Source organism: Paracoccus sp. (in: a-proteobacteria) (assembly GCF_030604785.1).
In the GTDB taxonomy this organism is placed as follows: domain Bacteria; phylum Pseudomonadota; class Alphaproteobacteria; order Rhodobacterales; family Rhodobacteraceae; genus Paracoccus.
In genome coordinates this window covers 1-20,326 of the sequence record NZ_JAUVVF010000049.1, presented here as the reverse complement: position 1 = coordinate 20,326, position 20,326 = coordinate 1, and the positions used below count along the sequence as shown (strand labels likewise).

Annotated in this window: 16 protein-coding genes and 1 tRNA gene; 7 read left to right on the top strand and 10 right to left on the bottom strand. The window is 68.0% G+C overall.

What is annotated here, in order from left to right:
* Positions 1-119: 119 nt before the first annotated feature.
* A complete protein-coding gene (locus tag QAR72_RS13900; protein ID WP_304617980.1) occupies positions 120-1,952 on the bottom strand; it encodes an ABC transporter ATP-binding protein in 1,833 nt (610 codons plus the stop codon).
* Between the two features lie 245 nt (positions 1,953-2,197).
* Between QAR72_RS13900 and QAR72_RS13895 the strand changes: the two genes are divergently transcribed.
* From QAR72_RS13895 to QAR72_RS13885, 3 genes are all read left to right on the top strand, one after another.
* Positions 2,198-3,901, top strand: a complete 1,704-nt coding sequence (locus QAR72_RS13895; RefSeq protein WP_304617979.1) for a peptide ABC transporter substrate-binding protein — start codon at positions 2,198-2,200, stop codon at positions 3,899-3,901.
* 121 nt (positions 3,902-4,022) lie between these two features.
* The gene (locus tag QAR72_RS13890; protein WP_304617978.1) at positions 4,023-5,030 is read left to right on the top strand and encodes an ABC transporter permease; all 1,008 of its coding nucleotides are present in this window, start codon (positions 4,023-4,025) and stop codon (positions 5,028-5,030) included.
* The gene (locus tag QAR72_RS13885) at positions 5,023-6,015 is read left to right on the top strand and encodes an ABC transporter permease (protein ID WP_304617977.1); all 993 of its coding nucleotides are present in this window, start codon (positions 5,023-5,025) and stop codon (positions 6,013-6,015) included. The genes QAR72_RS13890 and QAR72_RS13885 overlap by 8 nt, the downstream gene beginning before the upstream one ends.
* A 141-nt stretch (positions 6,016-6,156) precedes the next feature.
* Here QAR72_RS13885 and QAR72_RS13880 read toward each other — a convergent pair whose 3' ends face one another.
* From QAR72_RS13880 to QAR72_RS13865, 4 genes are read right to left on the bottom strand one after another with little or no spacing between them, the layout of a single operon-like run.
* Positions 6,157-8,493: an aldehyde dehydrogenase family protein gene (locus QAR72_RS13880; protein ID WP_304617976.1), complete on the bottom strand. Its 2,337-nt coding sequence runs from the start codon at positions 8,491-8,493 to the stop codon at positions 6,157-6,159.
* Positions 8,494-8,512: 19 nt separating this feature from the next.
* Positions 8,513-9,451: a deoxyribose-phosphate aldolase gene (gene deoC / locus QAR72_RS13875; RefSeq protein WP_331497659.1), complete on the bottom strand. Its 939-nt coding sequence runs from the start codon at positions 9,449-9,451 to the stop codon at positions 8,513-8,515.
* Positions 9,451-10,017 carry a DUF1523 family protein gene (locus tag QAR72_RS13870; protein WP_304617974.1) on the bottom strand — a complete coding sequence of 189 codons (567 nt, stop codon included), beginning with the start codon at positions 10,015-10,017 and terminating at the stop codon, positions 9,451-9,453. The genes deoC and QAR72_RS13870 overlap by 1 nt, the downstream gene beginning before the upstream one ends.
* Before the next feature lie 12 nt (positions 10,018-10,029).
* A complete protein-coding gene (locus QAR72_RS13865) occupies positions 10,030-10,311 on the bottom strand; it encodes a hypothetical protein (RefSeq protein ID WP_304617973.1) in 282 nt (93 codons plus the stop codon).
* Positions 10,312-10,482: 171 nt separating this feature from the next.
* Here QAR72_RS13865 and ccmI point away from each other — a divergent pair, with 171 nt between their 5' ends.
* From ccmI to QAR72_RS13850, 3 genes are all read left to right on the top strand, one after another.
* Positions 10,483-11,718 carry a c-type cytochrome biogenesis protein CcmI gene (gene ccmI / locus QAR72_RS13860; RefSeq protein ID WP_304617972.1) on the top strand — a complete coding sequence of 412 codons (1,236 nt, stop codon included), beginning with the start codon at positions 10,483-10,485 and terminating at the stop codon, positions 11,716-11,718.
* Positions 11,715-12,185 carry a Holliday junction resolvase RuvX gene (gene ruvX / locus QAR72_RS13855; RefSeq protein WP_304617971.1) on the top strand — a complete coding sequence of 157 codons (471 nt, stop codon included), beginning with the start codon at positions 11,715-11,717 and terminating at the stop codon, positions 12,183-12,185. The genes ccmI and ruvX overlap by 4 nt, the downstream gene beginning before the upstream one ends.
* 123 nt (positions 12,186-12,308) lie before the next feature.
* Positions 12,309-12,488 (top strand): DUF1289 domain-containing protein, encoded by a 180-nt coding sequence (locus QAR72_RS13850; protein ID WP_304617970.1) that lies wholly within the window; start codon positions 12,309-12,311, stop codon positions 12,486-12,488.
* On the opposite strand, the gene QAR72_RS13845 is transcribed toward QAR72_RS13850, so the two are convergent.
* From QAR72_RS13845 to QAR72_RS13825, 5 genes are all read right to left on the bottom strand, one after another.
* Positions 12,485-13,417: a DnaJ C-terminal domain-containing protein gene (locus QAR72_RS13845; protein WP_304617969.1), complete on the bottom strand. Its 933-nt coding sequence runs from the start codon at positions 13,415-13,417 to the stop codon at positions 12,485-12,487. The genes QAR72_RS13850 and QAR72_RS13845 overlap by 4 nt on opposite strands.
* Before the next feature lie 72 nt (positions 13,418-13,489).
* Positions 13,490-14,548, bottom strand: a complete 1,059-nt coding sequence (locus QAR72_RS13840; protein ID WP_304617968.1) for an aldo/keto reductase — start codon at positions 14,546-14,548, stop codon at positions 13,490-13,492.
* Positions 14,549-14,690: 142 nt separating this feature from the next.
* Positions 14,691-17,777, bottom strand: a complete 3,087-nt coding sequence (locus tag QAR72_RS13835) for an efflux RND transporter permease subunit (protein WP_304617967.1) — start codon at positions 17,775-17,777, stop codon at positions 14,691-14,693.
* A gap of 8 nt (positions 17,778-17,785) precedes the next feature.
* The gene (locus tag QAR72_RS13830) at positions 17,786-18,850 is read right to left on the bottom strand and encodes an efflux RND transporter periplasmic adaptor subunit (RefSeq protein ID WP_304617966.1); all 1,065 of its coding nucleotides are present in this window, start codon (positions 18,848-18,850) and stop codon (positions 17,786-17,788) included.
* Complete coding sequence (locus tag QAR72_RS13825) at positions 18,847-19,395, bottom strand: TetR/AcrR family transcriptional regulator (protein WP_304617965.1); 549 nt, start codon at positions 19,393-19,395, stop codon at positions 18,847-18,849. The genes QAR72_RS13830 and QAR72_RS13825 overlap by 4 nt, the downstream gene beginning before the upstream one ends.
* A gap of 204 nt (positions 19,396-19,599) precedes the next feature.
* Here QAR72_RS13825 and QAR72_RS13820 point away from each other — a divergent pair.
* Positions 19,600-19,675: transfer RNA gene (locus QAR72_RS13820), tRNA-Ala, on the top strand.
* The last annotated feature ends 651 nt before the right edge of the window (positions 19,676-20,326 follow it).

The window sequence follows — 20,326 nt, the reverse complement described above, 5'->3', positions numbered from 1 at the left end:
GCGGTGATTTCGGGCAGCAATTCGGCAAAGCGGTTCTTGACGGGCATTGGTTCGGTCTCCTTCACGGCAGCAGCGTGGCGATTTCTTGCATCATCTGCAAGAGGCTGGATGCCGCCTGCCTAGGAATGCGTCACCGGATCGACCAGCACCCGGTGGCCTGGCGCCACCTCGCGATAGATCGAGGGTTTGGCGGTGTAATCGACCGGATGAATGGGCGAGGGGATGGGGCGGAAATTCAGATCCTCGCTGATCTTCTTCTGGCGCGGATCGGCCACCGGAACGGCCGACATCAATTGCCGCGTATAGCTGTGCTGGGGGTTCTCGAAGACCTGCTGACGCGTGCCGATCTCGACGATGCGGCCCAGATACATGACGCCCACATGGTGGCTGACACGCTCGACCACAGCCATGTCGTGGCTGATGAACAGCATCGAGATTCCCAGATCCTGCTGCAACTCCATCAGCAGGTTCAGCACCTGCGCCTGGACCGACACGTCCAGGGCCGAGACGGCCTCGTCGGCGATGATCAGGCGCGGGTTCAGGGCCAGCGCGCGGGCAATGGCGATGCGCTGGCGCTGGCCGCCCGACATTTCGTGCGGATAGCGGCGCATGAAGCTGCGGGGCAGCTCCACCCGGTCGAACAGTGCCGCGATCCGGTCCTGTCGTTCGCTGCGCGAGCCGATGCCGTAATTCTCCAGCGGCTCGGCCACCTGGTCATAGAGCTTCATATGCGGGTCGAGACTGGCGAACGGGTCCTGAAAGATCATCTGCATGTCGCGCCGCGCCCGGCGCAGCGCGCGGGCCGACAGGGCCAGCACATCGGTGCCATCCAGATCGACGCTGCCCGATTCGGGCTCGACCAGACGCAGGATCGAGCGGCCTGTCGTGGATTTGCCGCACCCCGATTCTCCCACCAGAGACAGCGTTTCGCCCGCATTCAGGGTGAAACTGACATCCTCGACCGCGTGGACCCGCGCGACCGTGCGGCGCAGGATGCCGCCCTTGACGGGAAAGCGCGTCGTCAGGTTCTTCACGGTCAGCAGCGGCTTCGGGTTCTGGACGATGATCGGCTCGGGCGCCGAGACGCTGCCGTCGCGCATCAGGCGCAGGCGTTCGGGGGCGGGCTTGCCGGTCATCTCGCCCAGGCGCGGAACGGCGGCCAGCAGCATCCGGGTGTAATCCTCGCGCGGGTTCTCGAAGATCTGCTCGACAGGGCCTTCCTCGACCTTGTCGCCGCGATACATGACGACGACCCGGTCGGCCATCTGCGCGACCACGGCCATGTCGTGGGTGATGAACAGGACGGCGATCTGCTTCTCGCGCTTGAGCCGGTCGATCAGGGCCAGGATCTCGGCCTGGATGGTCACGTCCAGCGCGGTGGTCGGCTCGTCGCAGATCAAGAGGCGCGGCTCGCAGGCCATGGCGATGGCGATGACGACGCGCTGGCGCATGCCGCCCGACAATTCGTGCGGATATTGGTCCATGCGCCGCTCGGGCTCGGGGATGCGGACCTGGCGCAGGATCTCCAGCGCGCGGGCGCGGGCGGCCTTCTTGTCCAGGCCGCGATGGGCGATCAGCCCTTCGGTCAACTGGTCGCCCACGGTGAAGACGGGGTTCAGCGCGGTCATCGGCTCCTGGAAGATCATGCCGATCTGGTTGCCGCGGATGTCGCGCATCGCGGCCTTGGGCTGGCGCGCCAGGTCGATGGGCTTGCCGTCGCCCGTGTCGAGCATCAGGCTGCCGCCGGCGATCGTGCCGCCGCCATATTCGACAAGCCGCATCAGCGACAGGGAACTGACCGACTTTCCCGACCCGGATTCGCCCACGACGCAGACGCATTCGCCGGGCCTGATCTGGAAGCTGACATCCTTGACGCCCACCACCACGCCGTCGTTCGTCTCGAACTCGACGCGCAGTTTCTCAATGGAAACAAGTGGTTTTTCATCCAGCATGACAGGCCCCCGGCAAGATCCAAGTGGGCAGGCTAGCCAATGCCCTGCGAAAGTCAAAGCCGAAACCGCACATGCGAGCTTGCGCGATTGGCCTTGCTTTTGGCGCGGGCTTCGTTCGATGATGCGCGCATTCCGCTTGGGGCAGCCCGACGCTGACAGAGGCGGGAATGACCGAAAAGAAGGCCCCGAAGAAGGCCGGTGTGACGTGACTGCCCCACGCACACGACACCCAACAGGAGAGAGTGATGAAACTGAGAACCGTGTTGATGGGCGCCGCCGCCACGCTGGTCATGGCGCCCGCCGCGATGGCCGAACGCGGCCGCGATGGCCAGCTGAACATGATCCTGTGGCAGGCCCCCTCGACGATGAACCCCTATCTGTCGGGCGGCACCAAGGAGATGATCGCCTCCAGCCTGACGCTCGAGCCGCTGGCCGGCTTCGACGCGCAGGGGAACATGTATGCGCGCCTGGCCGCCGAACTGCCCAGCCTCGAGAATGGCGGCATCGCCGAGGACCTGCGTTCGGTCACGTGGAAGCTGCGCGACGACGTGAAATGGTCGGACGGCACCGACTTCACCGCCGATGACGTGGTCTTCACCGCCGAATATTGCATGCATCCCGAAGGCGGCTGCTCGCAGCTGGCCAAGTTCGAGGGCGTCGCCTCGGTCGAGGCGGTCGATCCGCATACGGTGCGCATCAACTTCACCGAACCGCGCCCCGATCCCTTCACGACCTTCGTCGGCTCGCAGACGCCGATCCTGCAGAAGGCGCAGTTCGAGAACTGCCTCGGCGCCAATGCGCCCACCTGCACCGACCAGAACTTCAACCCGATCGGGACCGGCGGCTTCCGCGTGACGCAGTTCCTGACCAACGACACGATCAGCCTGGAAGCGAACCCCGAATACCGCGACCCGGCCAAGCCGGCCTTCGCGACGGTGCTGGTCAAGGGCGGCGGCGACGCGGCGGGTGCCGCGCGTTCGGTGCTGGAGACGGGCGAGTTCGACTATGCCTGGAACACCCAGCTGGCCCCCGACGTCATCGCCGGCATGGTCGCGGCCGGTCGCGGCCAGGTCTCGGCCGCCTTCGGCAGCCTTGTGGAACGGATCCACGTCAACCTGACCGACCCCTCGTCGTCGCTGCCGGCAGACGAGCGTTCGACCCGCGCGCATCCGCATCCCTTCCTGTCCGACCCGGCCGTGCGCCGCGCGCTGTCCATGGCCATCGACCGCGAATTGCTGGTCGAGATCGGCTATGGCACCGCCGGTCAGCCGACCTGCAACTATGTCCCCGCCCCCGAGGCCTGGGCGTCTGACAACACCGAATGCCTGACCCAGGACATCGAGGGCGCCAATGCCCTGCTGGACGAGGCCGGCTGGGTGCGCGGCCCGAACGGCATCCGCGCCAAGGACGGGGTCGAGCTGCGGATGGTCTATCAGACCTCGGTCAACGCGGTGCGTCAGGACTTCCAGGCGCTGATCAAGCAGTGGTGGTCGGAAATCGGCATCGAGACCGAACTGAAGACGATCGACGCCTCGGTGTTCTTCGGCTCGGATGCGGGCTCGCCCGACACGCTGCAGAAGTTCTATGCCGACGTGCAGATGTATGCCGACAATTTCGACGGCGTGAACCCCACCGCCTATCTGTCGAAATGGACCTGCAACAAGGCGCCCTCGCCCGCCAACCAGTGGCAGGGCGAGAACATCAGCCGCTTCTGCGACGAGGAATATGACCGCCTCGTCAGCCAGCTGGGCAGCATCATCGACGCCGACGAACGCGCCGAGATGGGCCGCCGCATGAACGACATGCTGACCAAGGACAGCCACGCGATCATTCCGCTGGTCTATCGCGGCACCGCCTCGGCCCATGCCAACTCGCTCGGCGGGGTCGAGCTGAACGCCTGGGACAGCGAGATCTGGAACACGGTCGACTGGTACCGTATCCAGCAGTGACCGCCTCGCCGCTCCGGTCCGCGCGACCGGGGCGGCGCCCCTCTTTCCCGGCCCCGCACGGGTTGCGCGAGGCCGCGACAGAGAGGTGGCTCATGCCCGCATCCCTTCCGACCGAGGCGCCATGCTGACATTCACCATCCGCCGGCTGATGCTGGCGATCCCGACCCTGTTGTTCATCTCGCTGGTGATCTTCCTGCTTCTAGAAGCTTCGCCCGGCGATCCCTTGGGCGATGTGCCGCTGACCGTGCCGCCCGAGGTGCGCGAGCGCATGCGCGCTGCCCTCGGCCTGGGCGAGCCCTGGCCCGTGCGCTATCTTCTGTGGCTGAAACAGTTCTTCTGGGTCGAGCCGCTCTACTGGACCGACCGCTGGTTCGGCACCAGCTTCAGCGACGGGATGCAGCGGATCGTCAGCTTCCAGTCGCGCAGCCCGGTCTTCGACGTGATCGCGCAGCGCCTGCCCCAGACGCTGATCGTCGTGGGCATGTCCTATGTCGTGGGCGTGCTGATCGCGATCCCGATCGGCATCGTCTCGGCCTACCGGCAATACAGCCTGTTCGACCAGATCGGCACGTTCATCTCGATGATCGGCTTCTCGATGCCCACCTTCTTCACCGGCGTCGTCCTGATCATCGTCTTCGCCGTCAACCTGCAATGGTTCCCGTCGGTCTACGACACGACGCTGGTCGTGCGCGACTGGGACAGCTTCCTTGCGCAGGCCCGGCAGATGGTCATGCCGGTGACGGTGCTCGCGCTCTACAATGCGGCGCAGATCAGCCGGTTCATGCGGTCCTCGATGCTGGACAATCTCAGCCAGGACTACATTCGCACGGCCCGAGCCAAAGGCCTGTCGGAACGCAAGGTCGTGCTGAAACACGCGCTGAGGAACAGCCTGATCCCGGTCGTGACCGTGATCGCGCTTGGCCTGCCAGCGGTCTTCGGCGGCGCGATCATCACCGAACAGGTGTTCCGCGTGAACGGGCTGGGACAATTGCTGATCTCGTCCATCTACGCCAACGACATCCCCATGGTGATGACGCTCACCTTCATCTTCGCCATCCTGATCGTGGTCTTCACCCTGATCGCCGACATCCTTTATGGCGTGCTCGACCCGAGGATCCGCTATGACTGAGCCGCAACGCCCCGACCGCGACGTGACCGCGCCCGACCTCGCCGCCGCCGGAGGCGCCGCCACCCCGGCCGCCCTTGGCCCGCCCGTGGTCCCGGCCGGCGATCACGGCCATCGCAGCCAGTGGTCCGACATCTGGCGCCAGTTCCGCCGCCATCGCGGCGCGATGATCGCGCTGACGGTCTTCGTGGGGATCATCCTCTTCGTTTCGGTCGGCCCCCTGATCTGGAGGATCGACCCGACCTTCGTCGACATCCGCGCGCGCAACCAGGGATTCTCGCTGGCACATCCGCTCGGCACCGACCAGCTGGGGCGCGACCTGCTCGCACGGCTCATGGCCGGGGGACAGGTCTCGATCGCGGTCGGGCTGACGGCGATGATCATCGCGATCTTCCTCGGCAGCCTGATCGGAGTCCTGTCGGGCTATTTCCGCAGGCTCGACGCGCCGCTGATGCGGATGACGGAACTGTTCCTGGCCCTGCCGCTGCTGCCGCTGCTTCTTCTGATGGTGACGCTGTTCCGCGAGCCGCTGTCGCAGAATTTCGGCTCGGCCTTCGGGGTGTTCCTGCTGATCGTGACCGCAATCGGCGCGACCAGCTGGATGCAGGCGGCCCGCATCGTGCGCGGCGAGGTGCTGGGCCTGAAGGAACGCGAATTCATCCTTGCGGCGCGTTCGATCGGCACCCCGGCCCACAGGATGATCCTGCGCCACGTCCTGCCGAACGTCATGTCGCCGATCATGGTCGCGGCGACGCTCGGCATCGCGACCGCCATCATCACCGAATCCGCCCTCAGCTTCCTCGGCCTCGGCTTCCCGCCCGATTTCCCGACCTGGGGCCGGCTGCTCTTCGACGCGGTCGACCAGATGGTGCTCTACCCCTGGCGCGTGATCTTCCCGGGCCTGCTGATCTCGCTGACGGTGCTCTGCGTGAACTATATTGGCGACGGGCTTCGCGATGCGATGGATCCGCGCATCCGGGGGCGGTAGGGGGCTCTGCCCCCGTCGCCTGACGGCGACCCCCCCGGGATATTTGGACCAAGGCAAAGGGCCTTTTGCCTTGGCTGAAATATCCTCGGGGGGTGAATTGGCCGAAGGCCAAGAGGGGGGCGGAAAGCCCCCCTTTCTGCGTCAATAGGCGGCGCCGCCGCTGCCCGCAGGCAGGGCCCCATAAGGCAGCCAGACGGTCTTGCAGCGGGTGGCCTTGCGCAGGAAATCCTCGCCCTGTGCCTGCGCGCCCGTCCAGTCGCGGTTCGGGATGCCGAAAACCGGCTTGAGGTTGCCCGCCGCCGCCCCGTCGATGGAAGCGCGCTCCTGGGGCAGGCCCGCATGCCAGAAGGCCGCGACCTCGTCATGGGCGGCCAGATAAGGCGCCAGCTCGGCACGCGCGCCGGTGACGATGTTCACGACACCGCCGGGCAAGTCGGACGTGTCGAAGACCTGGTAGAGATCGGTGACTGGCAGCGGATCGTCCTGCGAGGGGATCGCCACCACCGTATTGCCCATCGCGATGGCAGGCAGGATCAGCGACAGGAAGCCCGTCAGCGGCTGGGCGTTCGGGCAGGCGATGCCGATGATCCCGAAGGGCTCGGGCAGCACGTTCACCAGATGCCCGGCTTTTGCCTGAACATTCGCACCGTCAAACTTGTCCGCCCATGCCGCGTAGTGGAAGATGCGGGCAATCGCGGCCTCGACCTCGGACTGGCTGGTCCGGCTGGCGAATTCGAAGGCGCGGGCCGAGAGGTTCTCGGCCATGAAATACAGGACCTGCGCGCGGCCATGTCCGCCCATCGCCGCCCATTTGCCCGCCTTCGAAGCGGCCTCGACCGCGTTGCGGATGTCCTTGCGACCGCCGAGCGGCGCCAGCCCGCCCGGCACCGCATACATCGCGCCGCCATCGGGCCGCTTCTGCGCTCCGCCGATATAGAGCTTGGCCGTCCGGTCGATCCCCTGCCCGCGTGGCGCGGAATGGTCGGGCGTGGCGACGGGCCGGGTCGGGGCGGTGTCGCGCGCCGGGCGGACCGCGGGTTCGGCCATGTAATCCAGCATCCCGGCCGCCCCGCCCTCGCGCCCGTATCCGCTTTCGCGATAGCCGCCGAAGGGCGCGGCCGCGTCGAACATGTTCGCGCCGTTGATCCAGACGACGCCCGCCTTGATGCGTGCGGCCAAGTCGGTCGCGACCGTCGCGCTTTCCGACCAGACCGAGGCCGCCAGCCCGTAGCGGGTGTTGTTGGCCAGCTCGACCGCCTCGTCCGCGGTGCGGAAGGTCGAGAGCGTGGCGATGGGGCCGAAGATCTCCTGCTCCATGCCCGGATTGGCGGGGGCGATGTTCCTCAGATAGCCGGGGGCGATGAAGCAGCCCTCCTGCGGCTGGCCGCCGACCAGTTCGGCGCCCGCCTCGGTCGCGGCGCGGCAGATCGACAGGATGCGCTCCTTCTGCACCGGATCGACGATGGCGCCGACATCGGTGGACTTGTCCAAGGGCGCGCCGACGCGCAGCCGCGCCATGCGGGCCGACAGCAGCGCCTCGAAGCGCCCGGCCACCGCCTCGGCCACCAGGATGCGCGAGCCCGCGCAGCAGACTTGGCCCTGGTTGAACCAGATGCTGTCCACGACGCCCTCGACGGCGGCGTCCAGATCGGCGTCCTCCATCACGACAAAGGGCGACTTGCCGCCCAGCTCCAGCGTCAGGCGGCGCCCGGTGCCGGCCAGCGCCTGCGCGATGCCGCGCCCGACCTCGGTCGAGCCGGTGAAGGCGATCTTGTCCACCTCGGCGGCGACCAGCGCCGCCCCCGTCGCCCCATCGCCGGTCACGATGTTCACGACGCCGGCGGGCAGGCCGATCTCGGCGCAGATCTCGGCGAAGGCCAGCGCGGTCAGGGGCGTGTATTCGGCGGGCTTCAGGACCACGGTATTGCCCGCCGCCAGGGCGGGCGCGACCTTCCAGGCCAGCATCAGCAGCGGGAAGTTCCAGGGAATGATCTGGCCGCAGACGCCCAGGGCCGTGTGGCCGGGAAAGCGCGCCTCGCGCAGTTCGGCCCAGCCCGCATGGTGGTAGAAGTGCCGCGCGACCAGCGGCACGTCGATGTCGCGCGCCTCGCGGATCGGCTTGCCGTTGTCGAGGCTTTCCAGCACCGCCAGGAAGCGCTCGCGCTTCTGCACGTGCCGGGCCAGCGCATAGAGATGGCGCGCCCGCTCGGTGCCGCTAAGCGCCGCCCAGCCCTTCTGCGCCCGGCGGGCGGCCTTGACCGCCGCCTTGACGTCGGCCTCGCTGCCCTGGCTCACCTCGGCCAGGACCTCGCCGGTCGCGGGGTCGCGCGTCTCGAAGGTCTGGCCGGGCCGCGTGAAGGCGCCGTTGATGAAATGGCCGAAGCGGCCGCGACGGGACAGCCAGTCGCGCACGGCGGCGCTGTCCTCGACCGAGGGGCCGTAGTCCATCGTCTGCATGATCTCGCTCACTTTGGTCATCTGGCGGCTCATCGGGTCCTCAGGCAATCGCTTGGCGATGGGCCGCGGCATAGCGGCCGGTCACGTGGTGGCTGATCTGGCGCTCGATGTCGCCCAGAAGGCTGGAGGCGCCGATGCGGAAGAGGTCCGGGGCCAGCCAGTCGCGGCCCAACTCCTCGGCCATCAGCACCTGCCAGGCGATCGCGTCCTTGGCGGTCCGCAGCCCGCCCGCCGGCTTGAAGCCGACCTTGATGCCCGTCTGCGCGTGAAAGTCGCGGATCGTGCGGACCATGACCAGGCTGACGGGCAGCGTCGCGTTCACGCCCTCCTTCCCCGTCGAGGTCTTGATCCAGTCCGATCCGGCCTGCATCGCCACATGGCTGGCCTTGGCGACATTCTCCAGCGATTTCAGATCGCCCGTCGCCAGGATCGCCTTCATCCGCGCCGCGCCGCAGGCCTCGCGCATGGCGCGCAGCTCGTCATAGAGCGCGGTCCAGTTCCCCTGCAGCACATGGGCGCGGGTGATGACGATGTCGATCTCGTCCGCGCCTTGGTCCACGGCATAGCGAATCTCGGCCAGGCGCAGGTCCAGGGGCATCAGCCCGGCCGGAAAGCCCGTCGCCACGCTGGCCACAGGGATGCCGCTGTTGCCCAAGGCGCGCTTGGCGGGCGCCACCATCGTGGGATAGACGCAGACCGCCCCGGTGGTCAGGCCGGTCACGCCCACGGCCTCCAGCAGGTCGGCCGCGATGGGCTGGCGCGCCTTGGCGCAGAGCCGCGCCACGCGGTCGGGCGTGTCGTCGCCCGCCAGCGTCGTCAGGTCGATGCAGCGCACCGCGTTCAGCAGCCAGGCCGCCTGGTGATCCTTTTTCAGGCTGCGGCGCGCGGGCAGGCCGGCCGCGCGGCGTTCGACGGCGGGGGTGTTGATGCGGATGTTCTGGAACCAGTCCAGCCGCAGGTCGGTGCCGGGATTGCTCATCATGTCCTCTTGCGGAAACGCGACAGCCCGCGCTGCCGGAATTGCGCCCACATCCGCCAGATCAGCGCCAGCAGCGCCAGAAGGACGCCGCAGACCAGCATCGCGGGCCAGTTCACGGGCCGGTCCTCGGGGCCCGACACCGTGTTGATCGAGATCGCGTTGGGATAGGTCGAAAGCCAGGGCATCCGCCAGCCGTAAGAGGTGATGCTGACCCAGATCGGTTCCTGCGCGGACGATTGCAGGTTCGTCGCCTCTGCCTGAAGGTTCGCGCTGTCATATTTGAAATAGGGCGGCCAGACCCAGCCGGTATCCTCGTTGCGGTAGACCAGCACGCGGCCGTTGGGCCGGATCGTGTCGATGAAGCGCACATCGCGCTGGCCCTGGGCGTTCTCGACCGTGCCGGTGCTGTCGGCCGCCCAGAAGATCGATGCCGAAGGCGGGATCGCGGTCAGCCGGTTGTAGGTGTTGCTGATCCGCACGGTTTCGCGCGACGGCAGCGCATAATCGAGAAAGGCGAAGACCAGCACGCCGAACAGCACACCGGCCACGACACGGGCGTAATACATGGACGGCACCTCCTAGCGCCAGTTGACCGCGATGACGATGGCCAGCACCGCAAGCGTCGGCAGAACGAAGACCAGCGCGGTCAGCCGCGCCTTCAGGCTGCGCTCGAACCCGACCATCGACCGGGCGATGAAGGCACGCCGCGCGGGCGTGTCGCCCGCCTGGTCGGGATGGCGCGCATCCCACCGGTTCTCGAGCCGCTCGAGCCTGAGCGAGCGGACATAGATCCGCAACAGCACGTAGAATACAAGCTGCACCACGAACATCACGAGAAACAGCCGGATCAGTGCCGCCAAGATACGCCTCTCCCTTGCGTGCCACCCGGAAAGCCTAGCACGCGGTCTTGGCGGGGGGCCAGATGTCGCGTCGCGTCAGACCGGCAAGGGACAGATTGACGTGATGCGGCAAAGGCAGCGCTTTCGGTTGCGCCCGAACAGCGGTATCACGCGGCCAATCGGAGGATTGCGATGTTCTGGATACTCAGCCTTGCCATGACGGCGATCGTGGCCCTGGTCGTTCTGGCGCCGGTCTGGCGCGGGCGGGCCGGCAGCGAACCCGCTGCGGCCTATGACCTGCGGGTCTATCGCGACCAGCTGCGCGAGGTGGACCGCGATCTGGAACGCGGCGTGATCCAGCCCGACGACGCGCAACGCCTGCGCGCCGAAATCGGCCGCAAGGTTCTGGACGCCGATCGCCGTCTGGCCGAGGCCCGGCCCGCCGGCCCTCAGCGTGGCGGCGTTGTCGCGGCGGTCCTGCTGGTGGCGCTGCTGGCGGGCGGCTTCGCGCTCTACATGCGCGAGGGTGTGCCGGGCGCGCCCGACATGCCCATCGCCGAACGCTTCGCCGCCGCCGAGGCCGCCTATCGCGACCGCCCCAGCCAGGCCGAGGCCGAGGCCGCCGCAGCGCCGCGCCCTCCGGTGGATCTGAGCGAGGCCGATCCGGCATGGCTGGATCTGGTCGATCAGCTGCGCGCCGCCGTGGCCCAGAACCCCGACGATCCGCGCGGCCTGTCGCTGCTGGTGACGAACGAGATGCGGCTGGGCAACATCGCGGCCGCGCGCGAGGCCGCCGAAAGGCTGGTCGCGGTGCAGGGCGACCAGCCCGATCCGACCGATCTGATGCGCCTTGCCACCCTGATGATCGAGGCCGCCGACGGCCTGATCACCCCCGAGGCCGAACAGCTTCTGGTCCGCGCCCTGCGGATCGACCCGACCCAGCCGCAGGCGCGCTATCTGCTGGGCGTCATGCAGATCCAGAACGGGCGTCCCGACCGCGCCTTTCCGCTGTGGCGCCGGCTTCTCGAGGAAGGCCCCGAAAGCGCCTCCTGGATCCCGCCGATCCGCGCGGCGATCGGTGATCTGGCATGGCTGGCCGGGATGGGCGATTATGTCCCGCCGGAACCGGTCGAGACCCCGCTGCCCCTGCCCGGCCCCGACGCCGCCAGCATCGAGGATGCGATGGCCCTGCCCGAAGCCGACCGCCAGCAGATGATCGAGGGCATGGTCGCCGGCCTGCAATCGCGGCTTTCCGCCGAGGGTGGAACGCCCGAGGAATGGGCGCGGCTGATCCAGGCGCTGTCGGTCCTGGGCCGACCGACCGATGCCCGCGCGATCTGGGACGAGGCGCAGGTCCGCTTCGCCGGTTCCGAAACCGCTTTGGCCCCGATCGCCGAGGCCGCACGTCAGGCGGGGTTGGTCCAGTGATCCACGACGACATCACCGCCTTTGCCGCCACCCTGCCCCGCCACGGCGCACTGGCCGGGCTGGATCTGGGCACCAAGACCATCGGCGTGGCCGTCAGCGACGGGCTGCGTCAGGTCGCATCGCCGCTGATGGTGATCCGTCGCACCAAGTTCACGCAGGACGCCGCGCAGCTTCTGCAACTGATCCAAGAACGCGCGCTGGCGGGCCTGATCCTCGGCCTGCCGCGCAACATGGATGGCAGCGAAGGCCCCCGCGCCCAATCGACGCGCGCCTTCGCCCGCAACCTGTCGGCGCTGACGCCGCTGCCCATCGGCTATTGGGACGAGCGTCTTTCGACCGTCGCCGCCGAACGCGCGCTGCTCGAGGGCGACACATCGCGCAAGCGTCGGGCCGAGGTGATCGACCAGGTCGCCGCGGGCTACATCCTGCAAGGCGCGCTGGACCGGCTGTCCTATCTTGCGCGCTGATCCGCAAGGCGGCGGCGCCACCGCGCGCAGCGCGGCCCGGGGCCAAGCGGCAGCGTCCGGGCCGGGCTCTGCACGGCCTGTCCCCCGCCCCTCTCGCGCCGTCCGACACAAAGCGGCCGCTCGATGACTAAGCCGGGTGCCCCCGCCAGCCCCTGCATCCGCCTCTGCCGGATCGACCCGGCCAGCGGCCTCTGCGTCGGCTGCCTGCGCAGCCTTGACGAGATCGCGCGCTGGTCCGCCATGACGCCCGCCCAGCAGCAGGACGTGCTGGACGCCCTGCCGGCTCGCAAGGCGCCGCGCTAGCCCATCATGCCGCGGCGCGGGTCGTAGCCGTGATCCTGGCGCCAGGTCTCGAAGAAGGCGCGCAATTGCGGATCGACGCTGGCGGGCATGGCGATGCGCAGCTCGACATGCTGGTCTCCCCCGTTGATCCCGCGCCCGCGCAGACGAAGCCGCCTGCCGCTGGTCGCGCCGGCCGGGATGGTCAGGCTGACCGGCCCGTCGATGGTCGGCGCCTCGACCCGACCGCCCAGCACCGCTTCGTCCAGCGTGATGGGCAGGACGATGTGGATGTCGTCGCCCTCGCGCCGAAAGACCGGGTGCGGCGCGACCGTGACATCCAGATAGGCGTCGCCGGGCGCGCCCTTGCCCACACCCGGCCCGCCCTTGCCGCGCAGCCGGATCTGCTGGCCGTCGCGCACGCCCTTGGGGATGGTCACGCTGATCTCGGCACCGTCGGGCATCAGCAGGTCCATCCGCCCGCCGCGCGCGGCGGTCAGGAAATCGACTTCCAGCCCGTGGCGCAGATCCTCGCCGCGCCGATCCATGCCGCCGCCGCCCCGCCCGCCGAAGCCGAAGCCGCCAAATCCGCGCGGCCCGCTGCGCTGCCCGAAGAGATCGGCGAAGACGTCGCCCAGATCCGGATCGCCCGCACCCGGCCCGCCCTTGAAGGGACCGCCGCCGAACGGCCCACCCGCATGGGCGCGCGAATAGCGGGCGCGGGCCTGTTCATGGCCCTGCCCGTCGATCTCGCCCGCATCATAGCGACGGCGCTGCTCGGGATCCTTCAGCAGGTCATAGGCGGCCGAGGCTGCCTTGAACCGCGCCACCGCCTCGGGGTCGGAATTCAGGTCGGGGTGATCGGTCTTGGCGATGCGCCGATAGGCCTTCTTGATGTCTTCCGCGCTGGCCGTCCTGGGGACGCCAAGCGCCTGGTAGGGATCGCCTGTCATCTGGTTACCCTCTGAACTTGCTTGAACTTGCCCTCAAGATAGAGGCCCCGCGCCCGTCATCAATAGCGCGGCTCAATAAGGCATCGCATGGCTCTTGTGCAGCCGCTCGATGGCGCGGCGCAGATCGTCGGGCAGCGGCTTGCCGAAGCCTGCGATCAGGTGGCGCAATTGCGGCAGGGTCGTGGCCCCGATGATCGGCACGTTGCGGAAGGGGCGTGTCAGCTGCCAGGCGATGGCCATATGCACCGGGTCCCAGCCATGCTCGGCCGCAAGCGCCGCATAGGCCGAGGCCGCCTCGAGCCCGCGCGCCGTCTTGCGCCCGCCCAGATTGCCCTGCCCGCCCGTGGCCCGGTCGATGGCCGCGCGGCTGCCCTCGGGCATGGCACCGCCCGCATATTTGCCGGTCAGCAGCCCGGCGGCCAGCGGCGAATAGGCCAGCAGGGTGACGTTCTCGTTCACCGCCGCCTCGGCCAGGTCGGTGTCATACATCCGGTAGAGCAGCGAATACTCGTTCTGGATCGCTGCCATGCGCGGCGCCCCGATCCGGTCGGCCACATCGCACCAGCGCGCAAGACCCCAGGCGCTTTCGTTCGACAGCCCCACGGCGCGCAGCTTGCCCGCGCGCACGCCATCGGCCAGCGCCTCCAGCACGTCGGCCATATGGTCCAGCGTCTTCGCCTTGTCCTGGCCCGACGGGTCAAAGCCCCAGTTCTGCCGGAACGCGTAGGATCCCCGCACCGGCCAGTGCAGCTGATAAAGGTCGATCCGGTCCGTCTGCATCCGCCGGAGCGAGGCGTCGATGCATGCCCGCACCGTCGCCCCGTCAAAGGGCGCTCCGTCCCGCACCATCTGGCTGGGGCCGGTGATCTTGGTGGCGATCTCGACCCGGTCGCGATGGCCCGTCCGGGCCAGCCAGCGCCCGATGATCTCTTCCGACAGGCCCACCGTCTCGCGGCGGACGGGGTTCACCGGATACATCTCGGCGCAGTCCATGAAGGTCATGCCGACATCCAGCGCGGCATCCAGCTGGGCATGCGCCTCGGTCTCGTCGGTCTGGTTGCCGAAGGTCATCGTGCCAAGGCAGATCGTGCTGACCTCGACGTCGCTGCCGCCCAGTGTGGTTCTGTCCATGTCATCCCTCATCCGATATCGTGCCGCGCGGACGCAGCGGATGCGACCGGGCGGGCCCCGTGGGCAGGCCCGGTCGCCGCTGCGGGGACAATTGGACGTTTCGCGCGTCAGCGCAAGACGCCGGGCGCCGACGGGTGGCGCGCTAGCCCGCCGCCGGCGCCGCCCCCGCCGCGCCGCCCGCATTCCGGCCGCCGACGCGGATGCCGAACATCAGCCCGTAAAGCACCGGCACAACGATCATGGTCAGCACCGTCGCGAAGGCCAGTCCACCCATGATCGTCACCGCCATCGAGGCGAAGAACGCATCCGCCAGAAGCGGCAGCATCCCGAAGATCGTCGTGACGGCCGCCAGCAGGACCGGCCGCAACCGGCTGATCGAGCCGTCGACCAGCGCCGCAAGCGGCGGATCGCCGGCATGGCGGCGCGCGTCGATCTCTTCAACCAGCACGATGGCGTTCTTCATCAGCATCCCCGACAGAGACAGAAGGCCCAGAAGCGCGGTGAAGGTAAAGGGCAGTCCCGTCGCCAGAAGGCCAAGCGACATGCCCGTGACCGACATCGGCACGACCAGCCAGATGATCGCCGGTTGTCGCAGCCGGTTGAACATGAGGACCGAGATCACGAGCATCACCAGGAAGCCAAGCGGAAGCTGCGCGCCAAGCGAGGCCTGCGCCTCGGACGAACTTTCGTATTCGCCGCCCCATGCGATCGCATAGCCCGGCGGCAGGGGCATCGCCTCGATCATCGGGCGCAGCTGGCGGAAGGCCTGATCGGCGGTCAGCCCGGCAATGGCATCGCCCTGAACCGTCAGCGTCCGCACCCGGTCGCGGCGATGGATCAGCGCCTCCTCGGTGCGCATCTCGATCCGGTCGACGACCTGGCTCATCGGGACGTAAGCGCCCGCGCCATCGGACCAGACCGACAGGTCGATCAAGCCTTCGGGGCCGCTGCGTTCCGCATCGGGGCGGCGCAGCAGGATCGGCAATTGCGTGTCGCCCTCGCGCAGGGACCCGGCCCTCAGCCCCGAACTGCCATAGAGGATCGTGTCCGCGATGGCGCTGCGGGTGATGCCCGCCAGCCGCATCCGCGCCTCGTCCACCATCGGCACGATGGCCAGTTCCGGCTGGCGCCAATCGTGGCGCAGGTCGCGCAGAACGCCGCTGTCGCGCATGATCTGCTGCGCCTGTGCCGCCAGCATGCGCAGAACCGCCGGATCATCGCCCGAGATCCGCAGCGCCACATCCGCGCCGGTCGGGGGGCCGAAGACCAGTTCCTCGATCCGCAGATGGCCTGCGGGGAATTCGGCGGGCAGCGTCCGGGCCAGATCGGCGGCAAGCGCGGGAATATCCTCGGCCCGCTCCATCCGCACCAGCGCCAGACCATAGGAGGGGTCGGGCTGTTCGGGCTGATAGGTCAGCATGAACCGCGCGGCCCCGCCGCCGACGAAGGTGGTCACATCCGTCACGCCGGGCGCCTCGGTCAGACGGGCGGCGATGCGCTGCATGTCGGCCTGGGTCGAGGCGATGTCGGCCCCGCGCGGCAGGCTGTAATGGACGTAGAACAGCGGCGTGGTCGAGGCCGGGAAGAATTGCTGCTTGACGCTGCCGAAGGCCATGATCGAGGCGACCGTCGTCGCAACCACCGCCGCCACGACCAGCCAGCGCGCCCGCAGGCTGCCCCGCAGAAGCCAGCCGTAGATGCGGTAGAGCCGCCCCGCATAGGGATCGCCACCCGCCGCCTTCGAGGGGCGCAAGAGCCATGCGCCCAGCCAAGGCGTGACCGTGACCCCCAGGATCCAGCTGAGCAGCAGCGAAATGCCGATGACCGCAAACAGCGAGAACATGAATTCGCCCGTGGCATCCGGTGACAGGCCGATGCCGGAAAAGGCCATGATGCCGATAATCGTCGCGCCCAGCAGCGGAATGCCGGTCGCGGCCTCGGTCTCGGCGGCGGCTTCCTCGGCGCTCTTGCCGCGTTCTATGCCAATGACCATCCCCTCGGTGATGACGATGGCGTTGTCCACCAGCATCCCCATCGCAATGATCAGCGCGCCAAGCGAGATCCGCTCCATCTCGATGCCGAACAGGGCCATGAACATCACGGTCGCCATCACGGTCAGCAGCAGCGTGCTGCCCACCACGATCCCGGCCCGCCAGCCCATCGCGACCATCAGCGCCGCGACCACGATGGCCACCGACTGCCCCAGGCTGACGATGAAGCCCGACACGGCCTGATCGACGACCTTGTGCTGTTCGTAGATCGGCGACAGCGTGACGCCCGGCGGCAGTTCCGTCATCAATTCGCGCAGTCGCGCCTCGACCGCATGACCGACCTCGACCACGTTGCGCGAGGTGATGGCCGAGACGCCGAGCGTGAAGACCTGCGTGCCGCCATGGGTGACGATCAGGTCAGGGGTTTCCGAAATCTCGCGCCGGACGGTGGCGATATCGGCCAAGCCCAGCTGACCGGTGGTGCCGGCCTGACCGACGCGCAGCGCCTCGATCCCCTCGGGGGTTGCATAGCCGGGCGGCAGGCCCAGACGCAGCCGCGACAGGTCGCTGGCGACTGTGCCCTGCGCCAGGACCGCGTTGTCGGTGGCGATCGAGCCAACCAGCTGCGTCGGCGGCAGGCCCAGGCTTTCCAGCCGGGTCGAGCTGATCTCGACCACCACGTTTTCCTCGATCAGGCCGCCGATATCGACCTTGGCCACGCCATCCACCGTGACCAGCCCCCGGCGAAGCTGGCGGGCGATCTCGCGCATCTGGCGGGGCGTGTAACCCTCGGCCGAGACGGCGTAGTAGAGGCCGTACACATCCCCGAAATCGTCGTTGATGATCGGGTCGAACACGCCCTGCGGCAGGCTGCCCCGTGCATCGCCGATCCGTCGGCGCAGCTCGTCCCAGACCTGCGGCATCTGGTCGGGGCCATAGGTGTCCTCGATCTCGACGGTCAGCTGCGACATGCCGGGCATCGACTTCGATTCGATGCGCTTGAGTTGCGGCATCTGCTGGATGGCGCTTTCCAGAGGCTCGCTGACCTCGGATTCGACCTCGTCGGCCGTGGCGCCGGGATAGGGCGTGAAGACCAGCGCCGTCTTCAGCGTGAAGCCGGGATCTTCAAGGCGCCCGACGGTGCCCATGCCCCAGAGCCCGCCAAGGACGCAGAGAAGGATGATGATCCAGACCGAAACCGGGCGCCGGATCGAGGCGGCGGCGATCGAGGCGCGCATGACCGACCTCAGAGATTGCCGGGACGCACGGGCGCGCCCTCGGTCAGTTGCCACCAGCCCGCGGCGACCACGGAATCGCCCGCCTGCAGCCCCTCGGCGATCACGACCGATCCGCCCTGCGGCAGACCCAGCCTGACCTTGCGGCTGCTGGCAGTTCCGGCCTGCGGGTCATAGACCCAGACGCGCGGGCCGTCAGGGCCGGTCGTGTCGATGGCACCGGTAGGCAGGCTGATCCGGGCCACGTCGTTGCGCGGCGCGATATGGACATTCGCGGTCATGCCCGGCAGCAGCCTGGGGTCCAGCGGCCCGCCGATGGCAAAGCTGACATCGTAGGTCTGGGCGACCGGATCGGCCTCGGTCACGAAATCGCGCAGCTCCAGCGGCGCACGCAGATCGGGCAGCGCCGGAAAGCTGGCTTCGGCCACAAAGGCACCGCCATTGCTGCGCGCGATGGCCGCCAGGCTTTCGGGCAACGAGATCACCACGCGCATCTCACTGATGTCCTGAAGCCGCAGGATCGGCACGGCGGGGGTGACATTGGCATATTCCTCGACCAGCGTGCGCGCCACCAGGGCGGGAAAGGGCGCGGTGATGGTGGTCTGGTCCAGCGCGCGGCGCGCCTCGCGCAGCGCGATCTCGGCCTGGGCGCGTTCGGCCTCGGCGCTGTCCAATCGCGCGCGGGTCGAGACGCGGTCGACCAGCGTGTTGGCGCGCTCGAACTCGGCCATGGCCTGCGTGTTCACAGCCTCGGCCCGGGCAACGGCCAGTTCGTAGGACACCGCATCCAGTCGGCCGATCAGGGCGCCCGCCTCGACCCGGTCGCCCTCGGCCACGGGGCGTTCGATCAGCTGGCCCTGCACCTGAAAGGCCAGATCGACGGTGCGCAGCGGCTCGACCCGGCCGACGAAGCTGCGCGAGCCGGCGCGCGAATCGGGCGACACCGTGACCAGCGGCACGACCAGCGCCGGCGGCGCCGCGGGCTCGGCCGAGGTATCGGCGCTGGCATCGGGAATGCAGCCCGCCACCAGCAGCGGGACAAGGCCGAGCATCAGAAGGGAACGCAGACTGGTCATGACCGGACCTCGAATTCGGAAATCATTACTTCGATGCGCTCAAGCATCTGACGGCGCAGTTCAGGGTCAGAGGGGGGCAGCCCCAGAAGATGCTGCAAGAGCATTCCATCCATTGCCGACAGCAGGACCAGCGCGCCGACAGGATCGGAAAGCCCGTCCAGCATCTCGCGCATCTCGCCGGCGATATGGGTGCGAAGCGGGTCCAGCAGCGCGGGATTATGCGTGCCCGCGACAAGGATCGCATGGGCCAAGGGCGTGTCCTCGCCCATCAGCCCCAGCAGCGCGTCCAGCTTGGCCCGCATGTCGCTGCAGGCGCGCCCCTGCCTGTCTGCCGAGCCTTCGACCCGCGCACTGAATTTCTCGATCATCCGCTCAAGCAGCGCGGCCATCAGCGCGTCCTTGCTGGGAAAGCTGTAGAGCAGCCCGGCCTTGCTCAGCCCGACCTCGCGGGCCACGGCCTCGATGGTCAGCCGTGACGCGCCGTCCCGCTGCGCCACCACTGTCGCGGCATCCAGAATCGTTTCGCGCGCAATCGCCTTCCGCATCGCATCCTCGTAACTTACCAACCGGTCGGTAGCTTCACGATTGCCATTTGTCAATCTGTCGGATGGCGCAGAGCTGTCTCGGAATGGTAGTTCGGTGCCGTTGGAAAAAGCCGAAAGCGTTTCGATTTTTCCTCTTGCAGCCCCCGGCGGGGGCCACTATACGCCACGCAGCGAGAGACGAAGCGTCGCTTGCAGACCTCCGGTGGGGCCATAGCTCAGTTGGTAGAGCGCTTGAATGGCATTCAAGAGGTCAGGGGTTCGACTCCCCTTGGCTCCACCAAATCATCCTTTCATGACAACGCGATGACAGCGACAGTCCGGTCGCCGCTCGGGGCATGACGCAGGCCATCAGCGGCGCCTTCTGCGCGATCCGCTCTGCCTCGCGCGGAACTGGTTCACCAGGCGCGCTGCCCTTTTGCCACCCCGCCCGTTCCACACGAAAAGTGCCCCTGCGACCAGATGGCGCGGGCGCTTGGAAAACGCACGAATGCTCAAGCTGAAGGCAGACGGATCGCATCGGCACGGAGCCTCGGGCCACACCGGGCGCGATCCGGATCGTCTTGGGAAAACCGTGGTAGCGGAGGGCCGCTACCGTCGATCCCACACGTACCGGAAATACGCTATAGCCTCCGATTGTTCTCTCGAAACTTAGCAGCGTAGACGTGCTGACGACACTGACCTGTTTAGGCCGACTATGGACCTACAGCTAAAGAGCTGCTCCACAGGTTGCCGTCGGCCAGCCACAGATAAGATGACAAGTGGCTCAGCCCGGCGCGCCAGAGCGGTCAAATTTTTGGATGTCACTGGTCTTGCCCCCGTTTCACCGGACACTCAGGCGGTTGCGGTTTGGGCTGCGATGAACTCGCGGGGCGAGCGCATTCTCAGCCCTGAGTGCGGGTGGTTGTCGTTGTAGTCCTCGATCGAGCCTCCG

Bases quoted from the DNA above. Each gene is read 5' to 3' on its own strand.
- ccmI (WP_304617972.1), top strand. From the start codon at position 10,483: ATGTTCTGGATACTCAGCCTTGCCATGACGGCGATCGTGGCCCTGGTC.
- QAR72_RS13880 (WP_304617976.1), bottom strand. From the start codon at position 8,493: ATGACCAAAGTGAGCGAGATCATGCAGACGATGGACTACGGCCCCTCG.
- QAR72_RS13840 (WP_304617968.1), bottom strand. From the start codon at position 14,548: ATGGACAGAACCACACTGGGCGGCAGCGACGTCGAGGTCAGCACGATC.
- QAR72_RS13845 (WP_304617969.1), bottom strand. From the start codon at position 13,417: ATGACAGGCGATCCCTACCAGGCGCTTGGCGTCCCCAGGACGGCCAGC.
- QAR72_RS13835 (WP_304617967.1), bottom strand. From the start codon at position 17,777: ATGCGCGCCTCGATCGCCGCCGCCTCGATCCGGCGCCCGGTTTCGGTC.
- QAR72_RS13830 (WP_304617966.1), bottom strand. From the start codon at position 18,850: ATGACCAGTCTGCGTTCCCTTCTGATGCTCGGCCTTGTCCCGCTGCTG.
- QAR72_RS13895 (WP_304617979.1), top strand. From the start codon at position 2,198: ATGAAACTGAGAACCGTGTTGATGGGCGCCGCCGCCACGCTGGTCATG.
- QAR72_RS13825 (WP_304617965.1), bottom strand. From the start codon at position 19,395: ATGCGGAAGGCGATTGCGCGCGAAACGATTCTGGATGCCGCGACAGTG.
- QAR72_RS13850 (WP_304617970.1), top strand. From the start codon at position 12,309: ATGACTAAGCCGGGTGCCCCCGCCAGCCCCTGCATCCGCCTCTGCCGG.
- deoC (WP_331497659.1), bottom strand. From the start codon at position 9,451: ATGAGCAATCCCGGCACCGACCTGCGGCTGGACTGGTTCCAGAACATC.
- QAR72_RS13900 (WP_304617980.1), bottom strand. From the start codon at position 1,952: ATGCTGGATGAAAAACCACTTGTTTCCATTGAGAAACTGCGCGTCGAG.
- QAR72_RS13870 (WP_304617974.1), bottom strand. From the start codon at position 10,017: ATGTATTACGCCCGTGTCGTGGCCGGTGTGCTGTTCGGCGTGCTGGTC.
- QAR72_RS13890 (WP_304617978.1), top strand. From the start codon at position 4,023: ATGCTGACATTCACCATCCGCCGGCTGATGCTGGCGATCCCGACCCTG.
- QAR72_RS13885 (WP_304617977.1), top strand. From the start codon at position 5,023: ATGACTGAGCCGCAACGCCCCGACCGCGACGTGACCGCGCCCGACCTC.